This window comes from Thermoplasmata archaeon (genome assembly GCA_035632695.1).
Classification (GTDB): domain Archaea; phylum Thermoplasmatota; class Thermoplasmata; order RBG-16-68-12; family RBG-16-68-12; genus RBG-16-68-12.
The window spans coordinates 25304-42498 of record DASQGG010000019.1 but is presented as its reverse complement, the minus strand read 5'-3'; the positions used below and the strand labels follow the sequence as shown (position 1 = coordinate 42498).

At 67.0% G+C, this 17195-nt stretch carries 18 protein-coding genes; 9 read left to right on the top strand and 9 right to left on the bottom strand.

Annotated elements, in window-relative coordinates; all coding sequences use genetic code 11:
- Window positions 1-29: 29 nt before the first annotated feature.
- Together VEY12_01185 and VEY12_01180 are read right to left on the bottom strand one after the other, a co-directional pair.
- Entirely contained in the window at window positions 30-1484 is a 1455-nt protein-coding gene (locus VEY12_01185; protein ID HYM38744.1) for a hypothetical protein, read from the bottom strand.
- 142 nt (window positions 1485-1626) lie between these two features.
- Window positions 1627-2868 carry a dihydrolipoamide acetyltransferase family protein gene (locus VEY12_01180; GenBank protein HYM38743.1) on the bottom strand — a complete coding sequence of 414 codons (1242 nt, stop codon included), beginning with the start codon at window positions 2866-2868 and terminating at the stop codon, window positions 1627-1629.
- A gap of 590 nt (window positions 2869-3458) precedes the next feature.
- Between VEY12_01180 and VEY12_01175 the strand changes: the two genes are divergently transcribed.
- Complete coding sequence (locus tag VEY12_01175; GenBank protein ID HYM38742.1) at window positions 3459-4052, top strand: hypothetical protein; 594 nt, start codon at window positions 3459-3461, stop codon at window positions 4050-4052.
- Between the two features lie 12 nt (window positions 4053-4064).
- Here the strand turns inward: VEY12_01175 and VEY12_01170 are convergent, their stop codons facing one another.
- From VEY12_01170 to VEY12_01160, 3 genes are all read right to left on the bottom strand, one after another.
- Complete coding sequence (locus VEY12_01170) at window positions 4065-5036, bottom strand: alpha-ketoacid dehydrogenase subunit beta (protein HYM38741.1); 972 nt, start codon at window positions 5034-5036, stop codon at window positions 4065-4067.
- A 6-nt stretch (window positions 5037-5042) separates the two neighbouring features.
- A complete protein-coding gene (locus VEY12_01165) occupies window positions 5043-5480 on the bottom strand; it encodes a tetratricopeptide repeat protein (protein ID HYM38740.1) in 438 nt (145 codons plus the stop codon).
- Window positions 5481-5628: 148 nt separating this feature from the next.
- Entirely contained in the window at window positions 5629-6702 is a 1074-nt protein-coding gene (locus VEY12_01160; protein ID HYM38739.1) for a thiamine pyrophosphate-dependent dehydrogenase E1 component subunit alpha, read from the bottom strand.
- A 106-nt stretch (window positions 6703-6808) separates the two neighbouring features.
- Here VEY12_01160 and VEY12_01155 point away from each other — a divergent pair, with 106 nt between their 5' ends.
- Together VEY12_01155 and VEY12_01150 are read left to right on the top strand one after the other, a co-directional pair.
- Window positions 6809-7756 (top strand): DMT family transporter, encoded by a 948-nt coding sequence (locus VEY12_01155; GenBank protein HYM38738.1) that lies wholly within the window; start codon window positions 6809-6811, stop codon window positions 7754-7756.
- The gene (locus VEY12_01150; GenBank protein ID HYM38737.1) at window positions 7753-9363 is read left to right on the top strand and encodes an ATP-dependent DNA ligase; all 1611 of its coding nucleotides are present in this window, start codon (window positions 7753-7755) and stop codon (window positions 9361-9363) included. The genes VEY12_01155 and VEY12_01150 overlap by 4 nt, the downstream gene beginning before the upstream one ends.
- Before the next feature lie 95 nt (window positions 9364-9458).
- On the opposite strand, the gene VEY12_01145 is transcribed toward VEY12_01150, so the two are convergent.
- Window positions 9459-10451: a DMT family transporter gene (locus VEY12_01145; GenBank protein HYM38736.1), complete on the bottom strand. Its 993-nt coding sequence runs from the start codon at window positions 10449-10451 to the stop codon at window positions 9459-9461.
- A gap of 63 nt (window positions 10452-10514) precedes the next feature.
- Here VEY12_01145 and VEY12_01140 point away from each other — a divergent pair, with 63 nt between their 5' ends.
- Window positions 10515-11369 carry a 3-hydroxybutyryl-CoA dehydrogenase gene (locus VEY12_01140; GenBank protein HYM38735.1) on the top strand — a complete coding sequence of 285 codons (855 nt, stop codon included), beginning with the start codon at window positions 10515-10517 and terminating at the stop codon, window positions 11367-11369.
- Between the two features lie 112 nt (window positions 11370-11481).
- Here VEY12_01140 and VEY12_01135 read toward each other — a convergent pair whose 3' ends face one another.
- Window positions 11482-12357 (bottom strand): hypothetical protein, encoded by an 876-nt coding sequence (locus VEY12_01135; GenBank protein ID HYM38734.1) that lies wholly within the window; start codon window positions 12355-12357, stop codon window positions 11482-11484.
- 147 nt (window positions 12358-12504) lie between these two features.
- Between VEY12_01135 and VEY12_01130 the strand changes: the two genes are divergently transcribed.
- Window positions 12505-13284, top strand: a complete 780-nt coding sequence (locus VEY12_01130; GenBank protein HYM38733.1) for an enoyl-CoA hydratase-related protein — start codon at window positions 12505-12507, stop codon at window positions 13282-13284.
- Here the strand turns inward: VEY12_01130 and VEY12_01125 are convergent, their stop codons facing one another.
- Window positions 13285-13449, bottom strand: a complete 165-nt coding sequence (locus tag VEY12_01125; protein HYM38732.1) for a hypothetical protein — start codon at window positions 13447-13449, stop codon at window positions 13285-13287.
- Window positions 13450-13642: 193 nt separating this feature from the next.
- Here VEY12_01125 and VEY12_01120 point away from each other — a divergent pair, with 193 nt between their 5' ends.
- The 4 genes from VEY12_01120 to VEY12_01105 are packed head-to-tail and all read left to right on the top strand — an operon-like array spanning window position 13643 to window position 16752.
- Window positions 13643-13834: a 30S ribosomal protein S17e gene (locus VEY12_01120; protein ID HYM38731.1), complete on the top strand. Its 192-nt coding sequence runs from the start codon at window positions 13643-13645 to the stop codon at window positions 13832-13834.
- 55 nt (window positions 13835-13889) lie between these two features.
- On the top strand, window positions 13890-14906 hold the full coding sequence (locus VEY12_01115) for an ABC transporter ATP-binding protein (protein ID HYM38730.1): 1017 nt from the start codon (window positions 13890-13892) through the stop codon (window positions 14904-14906).
- Window positions 14903-15883, top strand: coding sequence for an ABC transporter permease (locus VEY12_01110; GenBank protein ID HYM38729.1), 981 nt, complete (start codon window positions 14903-14905; stop codon window positions 15881-15883). The genes VEY12_01115 and VEY12_01110 overlap by 4 nt, the downstream gene beginning before the upstream one ends.
- Window positions 15880-16752 (top strand): ABC transporter permease, encoded by an 873-nt coding sequence (locus tag VEY12_01105; protein HYM38728.1) that lies wholly within the window; start codon window positions 15880-15882, stop codon window positions 16750-16752. Before VEY12_01110 ends, VEY12_01105 begins: the two co-directional genes overlap by 4 nt.
- Here the strand turns inward: VEY12_01105 and VEY12_01100 are convergent.
- Complete coding sequence (locus tag VEY12_01100; protein HYM38727.1) at window positions 16746-17096, bottom strand: ribonuclease P protein component 4; 351 nt, start codon at window positions 17094-17096, stop codon at window positions 16746-16748. The genes VEY12_01105 and VEY12_01100 overlap by 7 nt on opposite strands.
- Window positions 17097-17195 lie beyond the last annotated feature (99 nt).

The following is a 17195-nucleotide window of genomic DNA, read 5'->3' as shown; positions in this document are numbered from 1 at the left end:
TGGGGCGCGCGGACGGACGGATTCGGGCCTCATGGGGTCCCCGGTCCGCCGGAAGGCGGCGGGGGCGGGGGAGCCGGGGTGGGCCGCCGGCGCCGGCGCACGAGGAGGGCCGCTGCGACGGCTGCGATCACGACGACGACCAGGAGGATGCCCCAGTACGGGGACTCCAGGAAGAAGTTCGCGAGGGCATTGCCCTGCGGGGGCGGGACGATCTGGTAGTTCGTCTCCGTCTGCCCGATCTTCTTCTGGGCGTCCGCAGGTTTCGTGTTCGTCAGTTCAAAGGCCGGTACGCTCACGGTTCCCGCGCACACGAGGACGTCGTAACCCACGATCATGCCCGCGCCCGCGGAGGGGAAGTCCGGTGCGTAGACCGCGGCGTAGGTCAGGGGCAGGGTGAGGTTCGTGCCCGTGTACGGGCACGTGTAGGAGGCGCTCGTGATCAGGTAGACCGGGTACTGGTTGTCGTCCGAGAGGGTCTTCACGGCCGCGATCGCGCGCTGGTGCGTGTTCGACGGGACCGGGTAGTCCGTGACGACCCCATTGTTCACGATATAGCTCGGGCCTGCCAGGATGGACACCTTGGCGAGATCGATGGGGAACGAATCCAGGCCCATCGGCGTGAGCCCTGCGGTCTCCAACGTCTTCGTGAGGTTGTCGAAGAAGGAGTGTGCGTCCCGGGTGCTCAGGCCCTGCTCGTTGATCGTCCCGGTGAACGTGGCCCCGAGGGTCGCCGTGGTGTTCGCCCACCAAGTCTTGTTGTCCGAGATTGGGAAGTTGAAGTAGTCCAGGGTCGGGGTGTACGTCTCCCGCACCTGATCCAGCGTGTTCACGGTCAGGGTGAACGTGGGGTTGTCATAGGACACCGTATACGTACAGGAGGACTGGTTGAGGTCCGTCCGCGGGAGATGGGTTCCCTGGAAGGCGACGCTGGCGTTGACCACTGCGTTCTGCGTCTCGTTCACATAGGCCAGGTTCGAGACCTGCAGGCGGCGTGCGCCCCAGGTCACCGCGAGGCTCGTGGCGTCGAGGTTCACGCCGACCGTGCCGCTTCCCTTGGGGATCGTGGGTGGCGCGCACGCGCCGGCGACGATCGTCCCTTGATACGTACCGGCCACGGGGACGTTGTTCAGCGTCACGTTGACCGCGACGTGGAGCTTGACGCCGCTCGCGGACTGCGAACCCAGCGTGTAGTATGTCGACGTGACGTTCGTGACCGTGTCGACCTCCCAGGAGTCCACGGTCCCCGTCACGTTCAGCTGGTTGATCGTCGTGATGTTGTAGGCCCCGGGGTCCTTGCGGATCGCGTTCAGGAGGTACGAGTCCGCGAGGCTGCCGAGGTCCAGGCTCGTCCCGTAGCCCACGGATTGCCCCACCTTCCACGTCGGCACGGGGGCCGGCGCTGCGGCGGAAGCCGGAGCGGCGAACGCGGCGAGGGCCACGACGGTCGCCACGACTAGCGGGAGAAGGATTCCTGAGAACCGCATCGCATCTCTCCTAAGCCCGTGCACCATTCGCGCGGGGGTTATTTAGCCTTTGGCGGGGCCATGGCGCGGGGCGTAGACATTCCCCGCACGGACCGCCGCTTCTGTGCAGTGGTCCTTGACCGGCGTCTCAGATCCGAAGGGCTCACCCGAGACCCACGAACAGCATCGCGGGGTGCTCGAGGTACCCTCGCACGGACTGCACGAATGCGGCGCCCACGTGGCCGTCGATCACGCGGTGGTCGAACGAGCAGGAGACGTACATCATGTCGCGGATCACGATGTGGTCGTCCCGCACGACGGGTCGCTTCTCGATCCTGTGGATGCCCAGGATGGCGACCTCGGGCCAGTTGATGATCGGGGTCGCGAGGATCCCGCCCTCCTTGCCCAGGGATGTGATCGTGAACGTCGAGCCCTGGACGTCCTGGAGGCTGAGCTTCTTGTCGCGCGCCGCCGTCGCCAGGCGCTCGATCTCGCGGGCGAGCGCCCACAGGTCCTTCTGGTCCGCATCGTGGACCACGGTGACCGTGAGTCCTTCGTCGGTCGCCGTCGCGATGCCCACGTTGTAGTACCCCTTGACGACGATCTCCTGGTGCTCGTCGTCCACGGAGGCGTTCAGGGTCGGGTGCTCCTTGAGCGCCGCGATGCACGCCTTGACGACGAACGGAAGGTACGTGAGCTTGACGTCTTTGTGGGCGGCCGCCTCGTTGAGCCGCTCGCGGAGCTGGACCAGGTGGCTCATGTCGACTTCCTCCACGTACGTGAAGTGGGCGGCGGTCGTGTTCGACTTCGCCATCTTGTCGTAGATTCGCTTGCGCAGGCCGTGGATGGGGATGCGTTCCTCCCGATTCCCTGGCGTCAGGGAGACCGCGGGCCCTGGGGCCCCGGCGGGTGTGATCGTGGGGGCCGGTGATGGGCCGCGCTGCGCCGCTCGCACGTCCGCTTCCGAGATGCGTCCCGAGGGCCCCGTGCCTCGCACGGAGGCGAGGTCGACCCCGAGTTCGCGCGCGAGACGCCGGATCGCAGGCGCCGCGAGGACCTCGGCGGAGCGCGCCGGGGGCGGTGCAGACGGTGCCGAGGGGGATGGCGGCGGACCCGGTGGCCCGCGGGAGGGACTCGGCCCGGCCGTCCCTATCGCCGCGGGCTCGCCCGCATCGCCGAAGACGACGATCGTGCTGCCCACCTGGACGATCTCCCCTTCCTTGCCGCGTCGTTCCGCGACCTTGCCGGTCACCGGCGACGGGATCTGGACCGTGACCTTGTCCGTCATGACCTCCACGAGAGGATCGTTCTCCTTGACGGCGTCGCCCTCCTTCACGAACCATTTCGTGATTTCGCCTTCGTGGACGCCTTCTCCGATGTCGGGGAGCTTGAACTCACGGGCCATTCGCACCGCCTTGCCGTGCCGGGGCGTCGAAGCTCCCCGATTGTAATAACCCTTCGCTCGCGGAGCCTCGGCGCAGCCCTCGAGGGTGTGCCCCTACGGGTGCGCACGGGATGACACGTCGAGATGAAGCCCCGCTCAGGTGCCCCGTTGGTCCGTGAGCCCATTCGGCCAGCCGTCCGCGTTGTGCGGTTGGTCGGCGTGCCCACCCTGGCGTACATGGCACCCGAGTTCGTCGAGGCCGTGGCGGTGTTCCTGGTGCCCTCGACGGTCCTTCCGATTGGGCGCGCGTAACGGCCCTGCGCGCTCAGGGAGGAGGAATTCCTTTATGGCCTCGTTCCGATACCCCTCCGGGGAGGAGTAGGGTCGTGGAGGAGTGGCACAAACCGGTGGGCGTGATTTGTGCAGGCCGACTCGGCGCTAGCGACCTCCGGGATCTCGCCTCGGGTCCTTCGGGCTCGATGGCGGAGGCGTCTCGTTGAGGGGCGCGGGCCGTCCGCAGAATCCCGGCCCGCTCCTCCTTTCTCCGACCGTTCGCGAATCCGATAACCTGGAGCCAAGGGTTATCCCTAGATGCCTTGAGTCGGGGTCTCATGCCCTCCTCGCGCCCACGCATCCGTCTCGAGGGCCGGCTCGGCGAGCTACTGGATTCGGGGATGCGGATGTGCTTGCTCGACGTCGAGACCTCGTTCCACGGCCTCCGCACGTCCGTGGAGGGGGTCGTGGGCGACGCGGCCGCGATCCTCTTCTACGACTCGGGATTCCGCGGTGGCGTCCACTATGCGGCGGCGCTCCTGGCCCACGGGGTCATGGCCGCGGCCGAGCGCGGCTACCGACGTGCGATCCGGGAGTATTCGGAAGGTGGATTCGGCGCGTTCGAAATCCAAGAGCTCGACTTTGCGAAAGGGAAGGCGGTCCTCGTGTGCAAGGATCCGATGGCCTTCGAGGCGTACGCCTCCATCACGAACGGAGAGCACCGGACCCGGCCCGTGTGCGACTTCAGCCGCGGGGTGCTCGTGGGCCTGCTGTGCGGTTTCACCGGGCGCCAGGGCCTCGGCGGGTTTGAGGAAGCGTGTCGCGCCACGGGTGCCCCGGAGTGCGTATTCCGGATCGGCGGCGAGGAAGCGATGCGTCGCGCCGCCGTGGCACGGAGCCTCTCCCACGTATCGACGAAGGCCCGCGCATGACGGTCGGCTCGCCTAGAACGCCATGACCCTGTCGATCCCGGCGAGCACGCGGTCCGGGTTCGGCATGTAAACGTCCTCGAGGGCGTACGGGAACGGGGTGTCGAAACCGGCGACACGCACAATGGGCCCGCGGAGGTACTCGATGGCCCGCTCCGCGAGGAGGGCGCTGATCTCGCCCCCATATCCGCCCGTCCGCGGCGCCTCGTACACGACCACCGCGCGCCCCGTCTTCTTCACGGAGGCGAGGATGGCGTCCAGTTCCAGGGGGACCAGGGTGCGGAGATCGACGACTTCGGCGTCGACGCCCTTCTCCGCGGCCTTTTGGGCCGCGTCCAGACACACCTGGGTCATGTAGCCCCAAGCGAACAAGGACACATCCTTGCCCGGGCGGCGTACGAGCGCCTTGCCCAGAGGGACCGTGTGCTCGCCCTCCGGAACGTCCTCGCGGAACGCGCGGTAGAGCTTCTTGGGCTCCAAGAACAGCACGGGGTCCGGGTCGCGGATGGACGACGTCAGGAGGCCTTTCGCGTCGCCCGGGGTCGAGGGCACGACGACCTTGATCCCGGGGGTGTGGCAGAAGTAGGCCTCGCTGGACTGGGAGTGGTAGTGTCCGCCGCGGATCCCGCCGCCGTACGGCGTGCGGATCGTCATGGGGACCGTGTACTGTCCGCCGCTCCGGTACCGCATCTTCGCGGCCTCCGAGACGATCTGGTCGAAGGCGGGATAGATGAAGTCCATGAACTGGATCTCCGGCACCGGGCGCAGGCCGTACAGGGCCATCCCGATCGCGCTCCCGATGATCCCGCTCTCCGCGAGCGGCGTGTCGAACACGCGGTCGGGGAACTCGTCGATCAAGCCTTCCGTGCACCGAAAGACGCCGCCGTTCTTGCCCACATCCTCCCCCAGGACGATCACGCGGTCGTCGCGGCGCATCTCCTCCCGGAGAGCGTTGTTGATGGCCTGCACCATGGTCATCGGCGGCATATGCGCTCACGACTCCGTTGCGTAGTATTCCGCGTAGGGATCCTGGCTCGGGGCTTGGCCCGGGAGGCGGTCCTGGAGTTGCGGGTCGTCTTTCAGGGGTCGCAGGTCCGGGTCCTCGTCCAACCGGTCCACGTAGTCCGACTGGAGTTCCACGGCCTTCACGAAATGCTCGATGGCCTTAGGTTTGTTCCCCATTCTCGCCGCAATCCGCGCGACGTTGTAGTGCGCGCTCGCGCGCCCGGGCTCCAGCTCGAGGGCACGGCCGTACGCCCCCAGGGCGCCCTCGAGGTCCCCAGCGTTCAGGAGATCGAAGCCGAGGCTGTTCCAGCCCTGCGGGTTGGAGGGGTTCGCGTCGCAGAGCATCTGATCAATCCGCGCGGCCTCCAGGTGCTTGCCCTCGGAGCCCAGGCAGGCGGCGGCCAGAGCCGCGGCCTCCGGGTCCACGGCGTCCTTCCGTTGGACAAGCGGTCGGACCAGGGCGAGGGCCTCCGACGTCCGGCCCTGCTTGAAGAGTTCGTGGGCGCGCGCGACCGCGCTGCCGCCACTCGGCGGCGGCGATGACGGTGCGGCGCTCCCTTTCTTGACCGCGGTCTCATCCCCTCGGCACGGATCTCGCCTCGGCGAGGTCCTCCTGCAGGTTCCAGGGCACGTCCTGGGTGACCTCCGTGAAGAACGACTCGACGGGGACGGGAGGCATGGCCTCCGCCTCCGCAACGGCTTGCGTGATCTCGTCGCCGATCGCCTTCTCCAATGCGGCCTCGCGGTCGTCGTTCCAGCCGCCCTGCGCCTCCAGGTACGCGCGGAACCGGACGAGGGGATCCCGCGCCTGCCATACGGCGGCCTCCTTCTCGTCCCGATATCGGGCGGGGTCGTCGCTCGAGGAGTGCGGCCCGAACCGGTAGCTGAGCGACTCGATGAGAGTGGGTCCTCGACCTTCGCGCGCGGCGATCGCCGCGGTCCGCGTGGCGCCGTACACGGCGAGCGCGTCCATGCCGTCCACGCGCCGGCTCGGCAGGCCGTAGGCTTGGGCCTTCTCCGCGAGCGTGGCCGTCGCCGTCTGCCGGGATACGGGGAGGGAAATCGCCCACTGGTTGTTGTTGCAGAGGAACACGCAGGGCACGCCGAACACGCCCGCGAAGTTCATGGACACGTGGAAGTCCGGGGTGCTCGTCGCGCCGTCGCCGAAGTACACGAGGACCGCATCGCGGGCCTTCCGGAGCTTCATGGCCCACCCGATTCCGACGGCGTGCGGGATCTGGGTCCCCACGGGCGAGGAGATCGAGAGGAAGTTCCCCTTGCGGTACACGTAGTGGCAGGGCATCTGGCGGCCTTTGGCCGGGTCGCCGCTGTTCGTCATGAACTGACAGATGAGCTCCTTCAGCGGCATGCCGCGGGCGAGCGCCGCCCCCGGCTCGCGGTACTGGGGCACGATCCAGTCGTTGGCTTCCATGGCCATCGCGGCCCCGACGATGGCGGCCTCCTGGCCGATCGAGGGACCGTAAAACCCGATCCGTCCTTGGCGTTGCAAGGCGAGCATCCGGTTGTCGAGGATCCGCTCGAGCATCATCCCGCGGTACAGCCGCTCGGCGTCCGAGCGCGACAGGTGCGGGTCGACCGCGGGGTCGACGGAGCCGTCCTCTCGGAGCACGCGCACGGGTTCTCCCACGGGGATTTTCCTCCTTCCGTAGAGCTGGTTTGAAAGCATCGGCTAACGCGGTCTTAAGAGTATCGCAGTCGCCATCTCTAAATCGTGGGCGTGCGTACAGTCCCGGGTGCCCATCCGAGCCGACGCACGCGTCGTCGGCTACCTTGCGGTTTCCGTCGCCGCGGTCCTCTACGGTCTCTGGGCGAACCTCTCGAAGCTCGCGGAAGCCAGCGTCCCCCCCTTGACCATTGCGCTCTACACGCAGTTCCTCCCGGGGCTCCTGTACGTTCCCGCGGTCGCACGCCACGGCTTCCCGCGCGGGGACGTGCGCCTCCTCCTGCTCATCAGCGTTTCCGGAGCCGTCGCGGCCCCGGTCATCTACTACTACGGCCTCGTCGGCACCACGGCGTCGAATGCCGCGCTCCTCTCGAACTCGGAGGCAGTGTTCACCGTCGTGATCGCCTTCGCGTTCCTGGGCGAGCGTCTCACGCCCCGCGGCTACCTCGCCATGGCAGGCGTCGTGCTGGGCGCGTTCATCGTGACCACGGAGCTCCGCCTCACGGACCTCGCCTCGGTCCAGTACCTCGGCGGGAACCTCCTCCTCATCCTGGGCACCTTCTTCTGGGCCGTGGACAACAACGGGAGCACGATCCTGAGCAAGCGGTCGCGCATCCTGCCCATGATTTCCGTGAAACTCCTCCTGGGCTCCGCGCTTCTGCTCCCGATCCTGGTCGTCAGGGGCGCGCCCCTGGTTCCATCCGGGCCCGACGCCTGGCTCCTCCTAGTCATCGCGTTCGGCGGCGTCGCGAGCTTCACGATCCTGTTCTACCACGCGCTCCGGCGGATTGGCGCGATGCGCGCGGGCTCCATCCTCTCTACCTCCTCGTTGTGGGGCGTGCTGATCTCCCTCATCCTCTTCCCGAACCAGACCCTGAGCCCGACACAGCTCGCGGGAGGCGCCCTCATGGTCCTCTCCACGATCGCCCTGTACGTGTTCGGCGGGGCCGCGGAACGGTCCGCCCCCGTCGGCGAAACGTTGAAACCTGCGGGCTCGGATGGTCCGAAGCTGCTGTGACGCCCCCACGATCCGAGACCCCGTTCGCCTCCCTGGCGCACCTCGCGCGAGCCCTCGAGTCCACGTCGAAGCGCCTCGAGAAACGCGCGTTGCTCGCGGGGTTCCTGCGCTCCCTGCGACCCGAGGAGGTCGCACCCGCGGTCCACCTCGTCGTGGGACGCATCTTCGCGGAATCCGACGAACGCGCCCTGAACGTCGGCTGGGCGACGTTGCGTCGCGCCCTCGAGGGCCGGCGCCAGACCACCCTGCTCGCCGAACCGCTGTCGATCGCGGACGTGTCCCGGGCGTTCGCGGAGATTGCGGCCGCGCACGGGCCCGATTCCGTCCGGGAACGCCGACGGCTCTTGGAATCCCTCCTGGGCCGCGTCTCCTCCGCGGATCGCGACATCCTCCTCCGAATCGTCTTCGGCGAGATGCGGATCGGGGTGAACGAAGGAGTCATGCTGGAAGGGATCGCGGATGCCGCGGGCGTGGACCTCGAAGCGGTCCGGACGGCCCACATGTTCCTGGGAGACCTGGGCCGGGTCGCGGAGATCGCCCTGCGGGACGGCGTGCGGGGGCTGCGGTCCTCGGGCCTGCGCCTCCTCTCCCCCGTGAAGCCCATGCTCGCGGAGATGGCGGACGACCCCGAGGAGGTCCTGCGAGAGCACGGAGGCGAGACCGCGATCGAGTTCAAGCTCGACGGCGCCCGCATCCAGATCCACCGGGTCGGGGACGCCGTGCGAATCTTCAGCCGCCGGCTCACGGACGTCACGGAAAGCCTCCCGGAGATCGTGGACTTCGCCCGCTCCCTTCCGTCGACGCGGTTCCTCCTGGAGGGCGAGGTGGTCGCGGTGGACCGGTCGGGCAAACCCCTCCCGTTCCAGGACCTCATGCGCCGGTTCCGGCGGGTCCACGGGATCGCGGAGGCCTCGCGCGAGATTCCCCTCCGGCTGTACCTGTTCGACCTCCTCAGCCTCGAAGGCCAGGACCTGATTGACACGCCCTACCGGGACCGCTGGTCCCGGCTCGAGGCGCTCGTCCCGCCCGAGGTCCGCACGCCCCGGCGGATTGCACGGACGCGGGATGAGATCGTCGCGTTCCTCCGGGAGTCCATGGAAGCGGGTCACGAAGGGCTCATGGCGAAGTCCCTGAGCTCGACGTACTCCGTCGGGAAGCGCGGGAAGAAGTGGTTCAAGATCAAGCCCGCAGACCACCTCGACCTGGCGATCATTGCCGCGGAATGGGGCTCGGGCCGCCGCGAGGGCTGGCTGTCCAACTACTGGCTCGCCGTCCGCGACGAGGCCACGGGCGCGTTCCAGATGATCGGGAAGACCTTCAAGGGCCTCACGGACGAGGAGTTCGAGCTGATGACCCAGCGCATGAAGTCCCTTGCAATCTCCGAGGAGCGCTGGGGCATCCACGTCCGCCCCGAGGTCGTCGTGGAGGTTGCGTACAACGAAATCCAGCGGAGCCCGCACTACCCGAGCGGCTTCGCCCTGCGGTTCGCGCGCATCGTGCGCGTCCGGGACGACAAGGGGCCGGAGGATGCGGACACGTACGCGCGGCTCAAGGAGCTCTACACGAAGCAGTTCGAGCGGAAGGGGCGCGGTCCCGCGGACCTGTGAGCGGCCCCATGGCGACGGTCGTTGCGCGTCTGCAGAGGTATACCTCTACTTAGAGGTATGAACCGAAGCCGGGACTCCCCACGGGAGGTCTCCCTTCACTCGACGTCTCGGGACGCCAGGATGGCCCGCGTGGCGGTCCCTTGGCCGTAGACCGTGAGGTAGATTCCCAGCAGGGCCAGCAACGCACCCACGGCGACGCCGACGCTGGGCACTTGGTTCAGGATGATCCACGCGAGCAGGCTCGACCCGACGGGCTCACCGACGAGGCTCAGGCTCACGACGGGTGCGGGGACCCATCGGAGGGACCAGTTGTACAACGTGTGGCCTCCGATCTGAGGGACCACGGCGAGGGCCAGGAACAAGACGAGCTCCGTATCCAAGCCCCCGACGGGCGTGAGGCTCTCCCGCAAGAGGACGGCGTACACGAAGAGGACGGCCGTGGCGCAGGCGTACACCACGAACGCGTAGTCCAGGAGGGCGACCCGTTGCCGCAGCCGGCGGCCCGCGAGGAAGTAGAATCCCGCCATGATCCCGCCCGCGAACGCGAGGGCGTCCGCGTACAGGAGGCTGCCCGAGAACCCGTAGTCCGCGTAGGCGATCACGACGACGCCGCCGAATCCCGCGACGATCCCGATCGCCATCCAGCGGTTCAGCCGTTCCTTGAGGAGGAAGTGGGACAGGAGCCCGACCATGAGGGGGTGGGAGGTCACGAGGACCACGGAGGAGGCGATGCTCTCCTGCGGGACCTTCAAGGAGGAGATCCACAAGGTGAAGTGCGTCGCCAGGATCGCGCCGATGCCCGCCATGATCGCGACGTCCCGGCGGGGCAGGTTCCTCAGGGGCGCCCGTCCGGCCACGAGGAACCGGAGCAGGAGGACCCCTGCCAGGATGAGCGTCGCGAACCCGAGGCGGTACAGCGCGATCGTGATCGCGGGCGACGTGGACCAGGTGATCAGGATGGACGCCCAGGATACGGAGACGACCGCGAGGAGGATGCCCAGGTAGGGGCTCGTCCGCGGCGGCGCGGGCTGCTCCACGACGGCCCGGAGAGGCGCCGCGCTATGTAACGACTGCGCCTTCAGGTCCAAGGGCTTTTGACCGCGGCCGCGTTACCGCGGTCCGCCGAGGGGAGTACCATGGACATCGGGGACGTGACGAGGATCGCGGTGATCGGCGCAGGGACTATGGGTGCGGGCATCGCGCAGACGTGCGCCGCCGCCGGGTTCCAGGTCGCCATGCGGGACATCGACCAAAAGCTCGTGGACGGGGGTTTCCGCCGAATCCGCGACCCGCTCATGAAGCGGGTCGAGAAGGGCAAGATGAGCTCCGCCGAGGTCGAAGCCCTCGTCGGGAAGATCCACGGCACCGTGGACCTGAAGGATGCGCTCAAGGGAGCGCAGGTGGTGATCGAAGCGGTTTTCGAGAAGATGGAGGTCAAGCGAGAGATCTACGCGGAGATGGATCGCGTCGCGCCCCCGGAGGTCGTCTTCGCTTCGAACACGTCCTCCCTGAGCATCACGGAGATGGCGAATGTGACCAAGCGCGCGGACCGCGTTGTGGGCATGCACTTCTTCAATCCGGCTCCCGTGATGAAGCTCGTGGAGGTGATCCGCGGATCCGAGACGAGCGACGCGACCGTGCGGCTCGCGAGGGACCTCTGCGTCAAGCTGGGCAAGGAGCCCGTCGAAGTCAAGGAGGCGCCCGGCTTCGTCGTGAACCGCCTCCTGGTCCCCATGATGAACGAGGCGTTCAACCTCCTCCAGGAGGGCGTTGCGAGCCCGGAGGACATCGACAAGGCCATGAAGCTCGGCACGAACATGCCCATGGGGCCGTTCGAGCTCATGGACTACACGGGCATCGACATCGCCCTCGACGTCATGGAAGTCCTGTTCCGCGAGACGGGCGATCCCAAGTTCCGGCCCTCGCCCCTGCTGCGGAAGTACGTCCGAGCGGGCCGACTCGGCCGCAAGACAGGCCGCGGCGTGTACGACTACAGCTCCCGCTGAGCCGTCGTGTTCCTGTACGGTCACCGACGACCACGATCCAAGCGGGAGCCTTTATCGTGCTATCCTCGAGAGGAAGAGGGGCCGGAGTTCGGCCGGTCCCTCGGAGAGCGGCTCATCGCGGGGGGCCCGGAGGTCCCTGTTGCGGGGGCTGCGGGTACGGCGGCTGCGCATACCCTGGCGGCGGCGCCCCGTAGGGCATTCGCGGGCGGCGCCGCAGGAAGACCACCGCCGCGACAATGACAATGAATGCGATCACGAGCCCGACGATCCACACCACGTTCGAGATGCCCAGGAATCCGGGACTGTAGTTCGTCGACGTCAGGTTCATGGAGCCCGTGTAGTGGCCGCCGTTGTTGTAGCTGTCGATCCGGACGGCCCAGCCCGCCTGCTCCGAGTAGTAGTACACGGCCGGGGCCGTGCTGCCGACGGCCTTGGACCACACCACGGAGGCCGTGTACGTGCCCGCGGGAACGGTCACGGCTTGCTCGCTGAGCACGGACCCGTTCCAGTGGTAGTTCGACGTGCTCGTCCCGAACGCGCTCAGCGTGGTCTCCGTGCTGTTGCCAATCCAGCTGGCCCCGGGGTTCAGGGGGAACACGGCCAGGGGGTAGGGCGCGGCGTAGCTCGACGTGATCGTCCCGAGGAAGGGGAAGGTGCCGTTCTGCTTGGCGAACCGGAGCCCGTCCACCGTGTAGTATTGGTCGTACGTGAAGCTGAACGAGGAGCTCCCGCTCGACGTGGTCGAGGTCGCGGCCACATGCCACACCGTGTACGTGGTCGAGCCGAGGGTCACGGTCGTCTGTTCCTTGACGACCATCGTGAGGCTCGCCGTGCTGCCGCCGCTCGTCGCGCTGTAGACCCATTGGTTGCCCGTGGTCCAGGACGGCGCGTTCTGGGTCGCCCTCGCATCGCCGCTAGCCGCGAGGAACATGGTCCCGAGGAGCGCGGTCGCCAGCAGAATCGTGATCGCTTTCCGAGTCAGGGGCATCGGGTGCCTCCGGCGCGCGACGAACCCTCAACCATATCAAACTTGAGGCGCGATTTTCAATTCCTCGCACCCGCTTGAAATAGGGGAGCACAGTGCACCGAGGCCGAACCTTCATCGCTCGCACCGACATACCCGCGGCCGGTTCCTATGCCCGACTTCATCCGTGTCGATGTGCACGAAGGCATCGCGACGGTCACGATCAACCGGCCCGAGGTGCGGAACGCGCTTAACTCGCACGTCGTGGAGGAGCTCACGGCCGCGTTCAAGGGTCTCGCCGGCCGCGCGGACGTGGGCGCGATCGTGCTCACGGGCGCCGGGGACAAGGCGTTCGTGGCCGGCGCGGACATCCGGGAGATGGTCGGGAAGAGCGGCCTCGAGATGGAGGCGTTCTCCGAGCTCGGCCGCCGGCTCGGCGACGCCATGGAGGGGTGTCCGAAGCCCATTCTTGCCGCGATCAACGGCTACGCCCTCGGCGGCGGCTGTGAGATTGCCATGGCGTGCGACATCCGTCTCGCCTCGGAGAACGCGAGGATCGGCCAGGCGGAGATCAACATCGGAATCATCCCCGGGTTTGGCGGCAGCCAGCGTCTCCCCCGCCTCGTCGGCGCGGGCTGGGCCGCCGAGATGATCCTCACCGGGGAACCGATCGACGCGGCCACAGCCGAGCGGATCGGCCTCGTGAACCGGGTCGTGCCCGGGGGGCGGCTTCTGGAGGAGGCCCACGCCCTCGCGCGGAAACTCGTCGACAAGAGTCCCGTGGCGATTGCGTTGGCGAAGGCATGCCTCCGGGCCGCGCAGGAGATGCCGCTGCCCCAGGGGCTCTCCTACGAGTCCGCGGCGTTCGGGCTCGCCGGCGCGACCGAGGACAAGGTCGAAGGCATGACCGCGTTCCTGGAGAAGCGCAAGCCGGCCTGGAAGGGCGCCTAGTCAGTACGACTCGAACTCTTCCTGCAGGTCGATGACGACCTGCTCGAGGACCTCTTCGAAGGACGAGCTGCGGTACTCGCGCATCCCGCCGAGTTCGCTCTGGATCCGGGCGATGAAGTTGTTCGAGCTCTTCAGGAACTCCACGTTCACGAGGGACTCTTCCATCGGTACCGGTTCTCCTGAGGACCGCGCGGCCTCCGTGCCTTCGAAAGCGTATTGGAGGTTCCTATTTAATGCTTGGCAAATGTCGTCCCCGCTCGCCTCGTCCGCGGTCCGCGCTGCGGTCGCGTGAGGAACGTTTATCTACGTCCCTCCCTTTGGCACAGGCTCACCGACCTGGATAACGGAGTGAAACGCCTTGGGAAACATCCGGCCTACCTACATCAAGCGCGTCGCGATAGAGCTCGTGAAGCAATATGCGAGCGAGTTCACGGAGGACTTCGAGCACAACAAGAAGAAGGTCTCGGAGCTCTGCGATGTCAGCAGCATCTTGATGCGGAACCGGATCGCAGGCTACATCACCCGCTACCGCCAGCGAGCAACCGCCTGAGATGGCGGCCGACCCTCGCGGGTCGTCGCCGCGCACCCCTCGGGAGCGGAGCGGCATGGAGTACGCGGTCGAGACACGGGACCTGACCCGGGTTTTCGCCGGGAAGCGGCACCTCCTCCCTCACCGGAAGAAGGCGTCCGCGGACGAGGCGGAGCCCGAGGGACCCGTGACCGCGCTCGATGGCGTCACGATGCAGATCAAAGAGGGCGAGTTGTTCGGCCTTCTCGGGCCGAACGGCGCGGGCAAGACCACCTTGATCAAGATCCTTTGCACCCTGTTGCTCCCGACCGCCGGCAAGGCGTACGTCGCGGGGTACGACGTTGCGAGGGACGTCTTCCCCATCCGACAACGGATCTCCATGGTCTCCGGCGGCGAGACCACGGGCTACGGCCTGCTGACCGCGCGCGAGAACATCTGGATGTTCTCCCAGTTCTACGGCGTACCGTCGAAGGTGGCGAACGACCGCATCGATGAGCTCATGGACATCTTCGCCCTCCGGGACCGGAGGGATTCGAAGGTCCGCACCCTCTCCACGGGGCAGCGGCAGAAGATGAACATGATCCGCGGGTTCGTCACGGATCCGGACATCCTGTTCCTGGACGAGCCCACGGTCGGCCTGGATGTGAACGCGGCCCGGACGATCCGCGACTACGTGATGAAGTGGCTCCAGGAGCAGGAGGAGAAGACCGTCCTCCTGACCACGCACTACATGGCCGAGGCGGACGAGATGTGCGACCGGATCGCCATCATCGACAACGGACGCATCCTCGCCTGCGACACGCCCGAGAACCTGAAGAAGATGGTCCGACTTGACACGACGTTCCGCCTGGAGGTGGACCCCATCCGGGACACGGCGGGCTTTGGGAAGATCGAAGGCGTGAAGAATTTCTCCGCGAAGCACGACCCTACGAAGAACATCACCTACCTGACGTTCATCCTGGATGGGGAAGCACCCGTCGCAGACATCCTGAGCAACATCATGGCCCAGGGCTCCCGGGTCCATTCCCTCCAGAAGTCCGAGCCTTCCCTGGAGGACGTGTTCGTGAGCATGGTTGGGAAGGGGTTCGAATGAACGCCGCGATCCCGTACCGTTCCTCGGCCGAACGGCGGTCCGACGTTCGATACAGGATGGGCCTCAACCTCCGATCCATCTTGGGCCGGGCGTACCCCCGGGTCATCGGCGCGAACCGAGAGCCGTCCTGGATCTTCTTCGAGGTCTTCCTCCCCCTGCTGGGGATCGCCGCCTACGTCTTCATCTACCAGTCCTTCTACGGCGCGCAGGTGGCCCTCATCCAGGCCGGGCAGTGCGCCGGCGTCCCGTGTGCCTCCCCGGCCGACCAGCTCGCGCATCTCCAAGCCGCCGCCCAGAACCTCAACGGCCTGGTCGGCACAGTGGTCCTGGGAGGGACCATGGTCGCCTTCTGGCTGAACGTCCTGTGGTCCATGGCCAGCCAGCTCTACTGGGAGAAGGAGATCGGGAACCTCCAGATCTACATGATGGCCCCGATGAGCCGGATGGCCCTCCTCGCGGGCATGGCGATCGGCGGCATGTTCATGACCTCCGTCCGGGCGCTCTCGACCCTCGTGGCGGGCGTCCTCGTCTTCGGCGTGATCTTCCAGGTCGCGAACCCGTTCCTCCTCCTCGCGGTGTTCTTCGTCACGCTCATCGCGCTCTACGGAATGGGGATGCTGTTTGCCTCCCTCTACCTCATCTGGGGTCGGGAGGCCGCAAACCTGTCCTCCCTCCTCGAGGAGCCCATCTTCTTCTCGAGCGGGATGTACTTCCCCGCGGGAGGCTTCCTCCTGGTGCAGCCCTGGGGGCCCGCAGTGGCCGTCGCCGGGAGCATCGTGCCCGCCATGCTCGGGCTCGACGCCCTCCGGCAGCTCACCCTGCCGAACGCGAAGCTCCCGGTGCTCCTGGGTCCCGTCCCAGAGCTCGGACTCCTGCTGGTGCTCGCCGTCGGGTTCCTCATCCTCGCACGGTTCGCGCTCGCGCGCCTAGAGACCCTCGCTAGGCGAGAGGGGAGGCTGACCTCACGGCATCAATGAGCAACTTCTGGAACACGTTCAAGGTCGCCGCGTGGCTTGGCTGGGAGATGGACTCGAACTGGACGGAGCCCTGGCTGTTCATCGTCTACTCGATTATCAAGCCGATCGCCGCGACGTTCATCCTGGTCCTCATGTACATCGTCCTCGCTGCGATTGGGAACTTCAGCGCGGGCCCCCTCTTCGACTTCATGTACGTGGGGAACGCCTTCTTCATCTTCGTCGGGACCACGTTGTTCGGCACGTTCCAGGTGATCCAGTCGGACCGCGAGTGGTACCAGACCATCCGGTACATCTACATCTCCCCGATCTCCTTCTACGTCTACGTGATGGGCCGCGCGATCTCGAAGATCCTGGTCGCCTCGTTCGCGGTCGTCATCACCTTGGCCTTCGGTGCGTTCGTCCTCCATCCCGCCGTGCAGATCTCCCTCTCCCTCGCTTCGGTTCCCCTGTTCCTCGCGGGCCTCGTCTTGGGTCTGTTCTGTCTCCTCGCAATCGGGATCACGCTCGGAGGCGTGACGTTCCTGATGGCCCGCCACACCCAGTCGTTGGCCGAGGCGGTCCCCGGGATTTTCTACGTGTTCTGCGGGGTCCTGTTTCCCCTGTCCGTGCTCCCGGGATGGCTGCAGGGCGTGGGGAAGGCGATTCCCCTGACGTACTGGTTCGAGCTCTCCCGTCGGCTCCTCCTCTCGCCCGCCGACCAGGCCGCCGTGAATCCTTTGACCGGCCTCGGGGGCTTCTCGGACGTGGCGATCCTCGGCTTCCTCGCCCTCTCGAGCGTGATCTTCTTCGGTCTGAGCCTCGGCGTCTTCAAGCTCGGAGAATACCTGGCCCGCAAGGCGGGCAAGATCGACATGACCACATCCTACTGAGACGCCCTCCGCCGGGCCCTCGCGGTCCTCCGCTCCTCGCGGAACGGCATGCGTTGGATCGCACCGCATGCTGTGCACGTGACGACGATCCGTCCTCGCCCGACGCGAACCCGTGCGTTGACCCCGGGCAGAAGGTAGGCGAGGCATTCCTTGCAGAACCGACGCTTGAACGCCGCGGGCACCCGAACGTTGTATCGCATCCCGATCCGTCGGGCCAGGTCCACGTACCGGCGGGCCCGCACGGGTCGTGCCTGGAGGGCCTCGTGTTCGGCGTGGCGGAAGAGAATCTCAATCCGCTCGAGGGCGATGCGCCGCTCCATTCCCCGGTGGCGCCGCTTGGGCACGGCCGGGCGACGGGTCCGACGCCATAAAACCCTTCGCGGCTGCCGCCCGACCAACCTTTAACTACGGAGTTCGGCTTTCCTCCCGCGGTTCCCATGCGC